The sequence below is a fragment of the Noviherbaspirillum sp. Root189 genome, from assembly GCF_001428545.1.
In the GTDB taxonomy this organism is placed as follows: domain Bacteria; phylum Pseudomonadota; class Gammaproteobacteria; order Burkholderiales; family Burkholderiaceae_D; genus Noviherbaspirillum.
Genome location: NZ_LMHZ01000042.1, coordinates 34,257 through 41,403 on the forward strand (window position 1 = coordinate 34,257; position 7,147 = coordinate 41,403).

A 7,147-nucleotide genomic window follows, 5' to 3' on the forward strand; every position below is an offset into this window, starting at 1 on the left:
CGGCCTCCATCGGCCAGTCAGACCGAAACTGCACTAGCGGTATTTTGTTAAATCCGGAGATAGAGGTTAATGCCGCAGCCCGCTATGAGGAAGGCTAACAATGCTGCGAGCTCTGGCGGAGGGGGCTTGTCGGAACAAACCTGCCAGCAGCACATGAGCCAACGTGTCGGGATCATCCATGCCCGGATGGACCGCAGCAGTCGCGGCCAGCAGCATCGCGTTCGAGGCCGCTCTGGCATGTTTTTTTTCCGTCGCCTGTGGCGTGACTTCCTCGTGCACACGGACTTCATACGCTTCATGCCACCAGCAGAAGGCAAACGCACAGCACACCAGGGTCCAATGCCGGCGGATGGCATGATCGGAACGTACCATGAAGTCAGCCCAGCCAAGCTCGTCCTTCATCTGCTTATAGCTTTGTTCGATCCAATTGCGCAATCCGTACAAACGCACGACTTCCGCCAGCGATGCCTGTTGTTCGGGTAGGGTCGTGGTGAGATACCAGGTGTTGAGATCCGGTAGAGTACGACGGTCTGTCGTGGCGCAGATGGCACGTATCGGTCCGTGCGGCCCATACTTAAACAACGTCAGCTCGGCCGCCCACCAGCGTTGCGTATGGCCATCACGGAAGCGGCGCACAATGCGTTGCCATGCCCGCAGCGGCAACTCGCGCGCCGCATCTTCGAAACTATGGGCGACATGCGCTGGTGCCCAACCGCGACCGGCTTTGCCACTGTGCGCCAATACATAGGGTAAATGGCGTGCGTTGAGTACATGGACAAAGGGTCGGTTGTCGCCATAGGCGCTGTCAGCCACGATCGCTTCGAAGCAAATGCCGGCTGCCTGAGCACGCCGGATCAGATCGAGTGCAAGTTGCGGCTTGGTATGAAAGGCGGGATCCAGCTTGCCTTCCGGCAGGCGGCGTTCCGGTGTGTACGGAACGACGTGCAAGGGATAGTAGCGCTGTTCGTTGGCCCACAGCGTGGTGACGGCGACGATGCCATTATCGATCTTGCCCACCGAACCGAGGTACTGGCGCGCCACATGGTCAGTGGCACAGCCATCCTTGCGGTCGCCGGTGTCGTCGATGACCAGCACACCATTAGAGGCAGGTGCAGTGAGCGGATCGGTAAGCAGTAGTTGCAAAGTACGGTCTGCAATCCGGTTGGCTTCCCAGTTGGATTCGGAAAGGAAGAATTGCATTTGCTGCACGGGAGCAGTTTGCGCCTGCACCACCGGTTCAGCACCAGCTAAGGCGGTGAGCGTCTTGGGGCGATCCCGCGGAGCCAATAAGCCGGCAAGGTAAGTCCGGAAGCAACGTCGTTGCGCTAACGAATGAAATAGGGAATCAAACTGCACCGCATAGTCCTCGAGTGGGCCAAGTGCTGGTGGACAAGGGCGGCGAGCAGTCATGGCAGCAGACCTCCTGCTGCCAGCTTAAACCCTCAATGATCCACTTTCAACAAAGTACCGCTAGAAAAAGATCGTCAGCTATGTAGCACTCGTGATACGGCTTGACGACTTTCATGGAGAATCGGAAATTCATTAATATGACGGCCATCTTATTTGTGCATTGCAAGATTTTTATTGTTGCTAAAGTTTTCCACAGTCGGAGTTGACTCGTTTAAGCTAAGCGATTTGACGATGAGAAGGAGGCAGAATGTATCGTCGTTTCGGAAGGCATACCGAGCTCTTCCCGCGATTCCGCAAAAAGATGAGAAGGGTGATCGTTCGCCACTCGCTCGGACCGGGCGAGCCGCCCAACAATCAGCAGGCAGCGCCAGCACGTACTACGAATGTCCGCCGGTCCGGCCGTGCCATGATCGTTCAGCAACGCGGCCTTGGCTTGTCTATTTGCAATAAGGGTTTGGGCACAGACTTTATTTATGGTAAGGAAGGCATGGCTCAAGCTGTACGGGAAAAGGACTGGAGCCAAACATCGCTCGGTCCAATATTCACTTGGCCCGACAGCCTTCGTATTGCACTTGGAATTTGTCTCAATTCGCAGTTCGCGATGGTGGTTTTCTGGGGCCCCGAGCTGACTTTTATCTATAACGATGCCTACGTTCCAATGCTTGGCGAGAAACATCCGTGGGCGCTTGGGCAGCCGGGAGCCATAGTGTGGTCGGAAGTCTGGCCGGCAGTTGGCACCCTGTTTCACAACGTAATGACGACTGGCGCGGCCACTCGCGGCGATGATCTTTTGCTGCCGCTTGAGCGGAATGGTTTTGTAGAGGAATGTTACTTTACCTTTTCCCATAGCCCAATCGTGGCCGAAACTGGCGCTGTCCGCGGTGTGTTCACCGCGGTCCTCGAAACAACGAAAAAAGTGATCGACGAGCGCCGCATACGCATGCTGAACGATATGGCAGTCAAGGTATTGCTCGAACGCGATGAAGTGATGGTCTTTGGTGGCATCGCCGAGATATTGTCGTCCGAGCCATACGATCTGCCTTTTGCCGTGCTGTATCTCATCAACCCCGAAGCAAATGTCGCAACCCTTGCGTTTCACGCCGGTTTTGAGAGCAAGCATCAGCCACCTGCCGCTTCCATAGCGCTTGACGAAGACGATCCGGATTCCTGGAGCCATCCGCTCTGGGAAGTTGTTCGAACTTCAAAACCGCAGTTAATCGAACTGCGGTCGGCCCAATGGGAAAAATGGCGACACGGCACGTGGCCAAGGCAAGCCAGCCAAGCCATGGTCTTGGCGCTTCGAATGCCTGGACAGTCGAACGTCCACGGAATCTTTGTTGCGGCGGCCAATCCCAGAAGGCCTCTGGATGAGGCATATCAGGAATTTTTTGGGCTTGTAGCCAACTACATCGCAATGGCAATTGCCAGAGTAAAAATCATCGAAGCGGAACAGCGACGCATCGCCTCGATGACCCAGCTTAATCGTGCCAAGTCCCAGTTTTTCTCGAACACAAGCCACGAACTTCGCACGCCGCTGACCCTGATTCTGGGGCCTCTCAGCGAGATCCTCGATCTAGACGACAATCACGCATTGTCCCCAGTCGTTCATGCCCGTCTCAAGACGATACAGCGAAATGCGCTGAGGTTGAACAAACTGGTCAATTCGATCCTAGACTTCGTGAGCATTGAGGCCGGGCGCCTACCGATCAATCAAAAGCCCACCGATATTGCCACACATACTACGGAGATCGCCAGCTTGTTCCGATCAGCCGCGGAATCCGCAGGGCTTCGGTTTTCGGTGCATTGTGGCGATGCGATACCAAGCGTTCTGATCGATCAAGAGATGTGGGAGAAGGTGGTATTAAATCTGCTCTCCAATGCATTCAAGTTCACCCAGGATGGCGCGATCGACATCACTCTTGGATGCGACCAAGTACACCTGTATCTCGAGGTTCGCGATACGGGTTCCGGCATCTCTGCGGAGGATATGCCGCATATCTTCGAACGCTTTTTCAGGACCAAGTCGACAGCAGGACGTTCTGCCGAAGGAACGGGAATAGGCCTTTCTCTCGTGCAGGAACTGGTTCGACTGAATGGCGGCAGTGTTACGGTTGACAGCCTCCCGGGCAAAGGGTCGGCTTTTACCGTACAGATGCCGTTGCGCTTGGCCGGGTCTCGCGATGCGGGTTTTGAAAAGAAAGGCGTGACATTGCAGATTTCCGGGGATATACGTCAAGCCCACTCCAATGAGGCCCGGCGTTATGCCAGCCGTGAGGACGGCCACGAAGATACCGCTGCAAGCCAGAAGTCGATAGCGTCGAATGACCTGGTGACAGTGCTGATCGTGGATGACCATGAGGACCTGATTCGCTACATCGAACGTCTGTTGCTCGATCAATGCAAAGTCATTTCGGCCAGAGATGGTGCAAGCGGCTTGGAGTTGGCACGCCGTCATCGCCCGGCCTTAATCCTGATGGATGTGATGATGCGTGGCATGGACGGATTGGAGACGCTACGGGCAATCCGGGCTGATGAAACTCTGCGCGCGATCTCCGTAATCATGTTGTCTGCATGCGCCGACGAAGAGGCCCGTATTGCGGCACTAACTGCGGGTGCCGACGATTATCTCGTCAAGCCGTTCAACGTACGCGAGCTAATCGCGCGGATCTATTCGAATATACAGCTCATGAGAATCCGGTGGGATGCGATAACGAGGGAAAACGAGCTGCTGCGACAGATTGCGGACGTTCGGCAAGACTTGGAACGCGTGGTTGAATGGACGAGCGACGGGTTTGCCAACTTTGACCGCGACTTACGTATCACCAACCTGAACGACGCTGCAGCATACCTTATTTCTCAGCCGAAACAGGCGCTAATAGGCCGCCGCCTCAGTGAAGTGGTGCAAGGGAGAAAAGGTTCTCGGCTGGAGAGCGCTCTACGTCGCGCAATCGGGGAGCAGGTCATCGTGTCGATCGAGCATATGCATGTGGGTTCCGGCCGCTGGATTACCATCCGTTGTTATCCCACCGCGCATGGCGTATTTGCCTTTGGCGCAGACGTCACGGAACAAAAGAGGGGAAGAGATGCACTTCGTGTCGCACATTCAAGGCTTGAGTCCCGGGTGGAGAAGAGGACGCAGGAATTGTATGAGGCGAATGCACTACTGGCAGCAGTGTTCGATCGAGCACCTGGTGGCATTGCGATTACCGACATCGATGGAAACTTCATTCGGGCCAACGCGGCTTACCAGAAACTGACGGGATATACGGAAGAAGAGCTTCTTGCGCAATCGCTCGAGAAGCTTACCGTCGCGGCGGAATACCCAAAGAAAAAGGCACTGTTGCGGCAATTGTTGAATGGCGAACGAGATTGCTTTGAAATGGAAATGCCCTATCGCCGGGCGGACGATACGATCATTTGGCTCAGCAACTTTGTTTCGGCAATCAACGACGAGCAGCAACAACCCCAATATTTTGTGAAAATCACACAAGACATCACCGACCGGAAAAACGCTGAACTGAAACTGCTTGATTCGCAAATGGAGCTGCGCACGCTCTACGAAAGATTGCAGAGCGCACGCGAAGAGGAAAGGCTAGCGCTTGCAAGGGAAGTGCACGATCAGCTGGGGCAAATCCTTTCTGCCGCAAAGATCGATATCAAGCTCCTTAAAGAAGATATTCATGCTCCACGAGCGCAGCTCTCGCGGGGGAAGATTTTAAGGGAGCTGCAATCGGCCTTGAGCAGCATTGAAAACGCGATCCACGTCGTAAGAGAGATAGCGACCGAACTGCGTCCTCCGGAGCTGGACGGGCAGGGACTGCACGCGGCAATTGAATGGCAAGCGCGCGATTTCGAGCGCCGGACGAGAATCAGGTGCGAGGTTGTGGCCTCCACGGGGTGGCGTGAACCGACCAGAGTGGTAGCGCTGGCATTATTCCGGATCTTTCAAGAATCAATGACCAATATCCTGCGCCATGCGAAGGCGACCCAAGTATGGATTACGCTGGGGTGTCGCTGTAGCGTTGCGCTCCTTCGCGTGCGTGACAATGGCGTTGGGATCCCGCGGGCGTGCGTCCGCAGCGTCGGATCGATCGGCCTTAAAGGCATGCGGGAGCGTGCAGCGATCATTCGCGGCAGCTTGATCATAGGGGCCGCGCGGCCGCAGGGTACGCTGGTAGCTGTTAGGGCTCCGCTAGCAAGCGATGAATATGCTAACAGTTATGAGCTAGACCGGAAATCAGACCATGCTCAGGAGATGGACTATGATAAGAATAGTCATCTCGGATGATCATGAACTCATACGCGAGGGAATCAAAAAGATCATACGCGCTAGCAAGGATATGCGTATCCTCGGCGCTGCGGCCGACATGGCGGAAACCTCGCAGCTCGTCGCGCAACATGCGCCGGATATCGTCATACTCGATATATCCCTTCTCGGACAGGACGACCTAGAGGGGCTGACGGTACTACGCCAGCAGTTTCCGAATGTCCCCATCCTCATCCTGAGTATGTATCCGGAAGAGCGTTTTGCGATTCGCGCGCTAAACATAGGCGCCTCCGGCTATATTACCAAGACCATGGCTGCCGAGGAGCTGATAAAGGCAATACGCAAGATCATGTCCGGAGGGACATATATCAGTCCGCATCTGGCCGTAATTCTCGCGTGCAACTTGCCCGAACCTGCAAACGCTGGGCCGCATGAAGCCTTGACCGACCGCGAACTGCAAGTGATTCCGATGCTTGGCTCGGGCAAGCAGGTCAAACAAATCGCGGCAGAGCTTTCGATTAGCATCAGCACGGTCATACGTACCGGACGCGCATATTCAAGAAGACGGGATTAGAGTCGAACGCTGCGTTGATCCGGTACGCGGTGGAGTGTGGTCTGGTCGAGTAATACCCATGCATGTTGGGCAAACGTCACACGGGGAAAGAGGACGACCCATTCAAGGTGGCCGGTTGCTGCAAAATATATGACAGCCGAAGCTGAAATGCGCGGCAGCTGGTGCCAACAATTGGCCAATATTGTCGTTACAGAATATTCTTTATCATTAGCACTGAATATGGCTCCGAAGCGAGAGTTGCGGTCGCTGCGAGGCGTGAGGATAACTTTCCTCGGCTGAAAGGTCGGGATTGACCGGCGAAAGATGCAGATACCCTTGACTTAGTTTGAGTGTCGAGGCTTTCGATTCGCATTGTCATTTACTTCCGAACACCGTGTTGTGCCCGGCGCACCCGCAGTTGTCCTGGATTTGTCATTCTTAGCGGCGAAGCTGCAATAGTCATAAATTTCTATATGAAGCGAGTGTCGTGAGTCAGAAGTACGTTGAATTATAGGTGCCATGTACTGCCCTGTTTCATGAGACACCAACACGACGAGGCGGGGATGCGTGGCAGACCTAAAGCGGAATGCGTTTTAAGTGAAGCAGAACGTGAACAGCTCATGACTTTGGCTATGCGACGCAAGACTGTAGAGGCGTTAGCTTTGCGTGCGCGCATCGCGCTTTCTTGTGCTGAGGGCATGGATAATAAATCGGTGGCGACGAACTTGCGAGTGACGCAACAGACCGTGTCGAAATGGCGTTCACGATTCGTCACCAATCGTCTGGATGGTCTGCTTGATGCGCCGCGCCCCGGTGCCCCTACTGAGCGTTAGTCTATACCTGACAAGAATTTGGGCTATAACTCAGACATGATCTGCGACGGATGGAGGTTATGTCATGGCAACGAAGCGATATCG

4 protein-coding genes are annotated in these 7,147 nt (G+C 54.8%); 3 read left to right on the forward strand and 1 reads right to left on the reverse strand.

The features are described 5' to 3' along the window. Positions 1–66: 66 nt before the first annotated feature. Entirely contained in the window at positions 67–1,410 is a 1,344-nt protein-coding gene (locus ASE07_RS20870) for an IS701 family transposase (RefSeq protein ID WP_200960993.1), read from the reverse strand. A 247-nt stretch (positions 1,411–1,657) separates the two neighbouring features. Between ASE07_RS20870 and ASE07_RS20875 the strand changes: the two genes are divergently transcribed. The 3 genes from ASE07_RS20875 to ASE07_RS28340 all read left to right on the forward strand — a co-directional run bounded on the left by ASE07_RS20875 (position 1,658) and on the right by ASE07_RS28340 (position 7,063). Next, positions 1,658–5,698 (forward strand): ATP-binding protein, encoded by a 4,041-nt coding sequence (locus ASE07_RS20875; protein WP_057292758.1) that lies wholly within the window; start codon positions 1,658–1,660, stop codon positions 5,696–5,698. Next, a complete protein-coding gene (locus ASE07_RS20880) occupies positions 5,673–6,251 on the forward strand; it encodes a response regulator transcription factor (RefSeq protein ID WP_057292759.1) in 579 nt (192 codons plus the stop codon). The genes ASE07_RS20875 and ASE07_RS20880 overlap by 26 nt, the downstream gene beginning before the upstream one ends. Before the next feature lie 542 nt (positions 6,252–6,793). After that, positions 6,794–7,063 carry a helix-turn-helix domain-containing protein gene (locus ASE07_RS28340; protein ID WP_082584353.1) on the forward strand — a complete coding sequence of 90 codons (270 nt, stop codon included), beginning with the start codon at positions 6,794–6,796 and terminating at the stop codon, positions 7,061–7,063. The last annotated feature ends 84 nt before the right edge of the window (positions 7,064–7,147 follow it).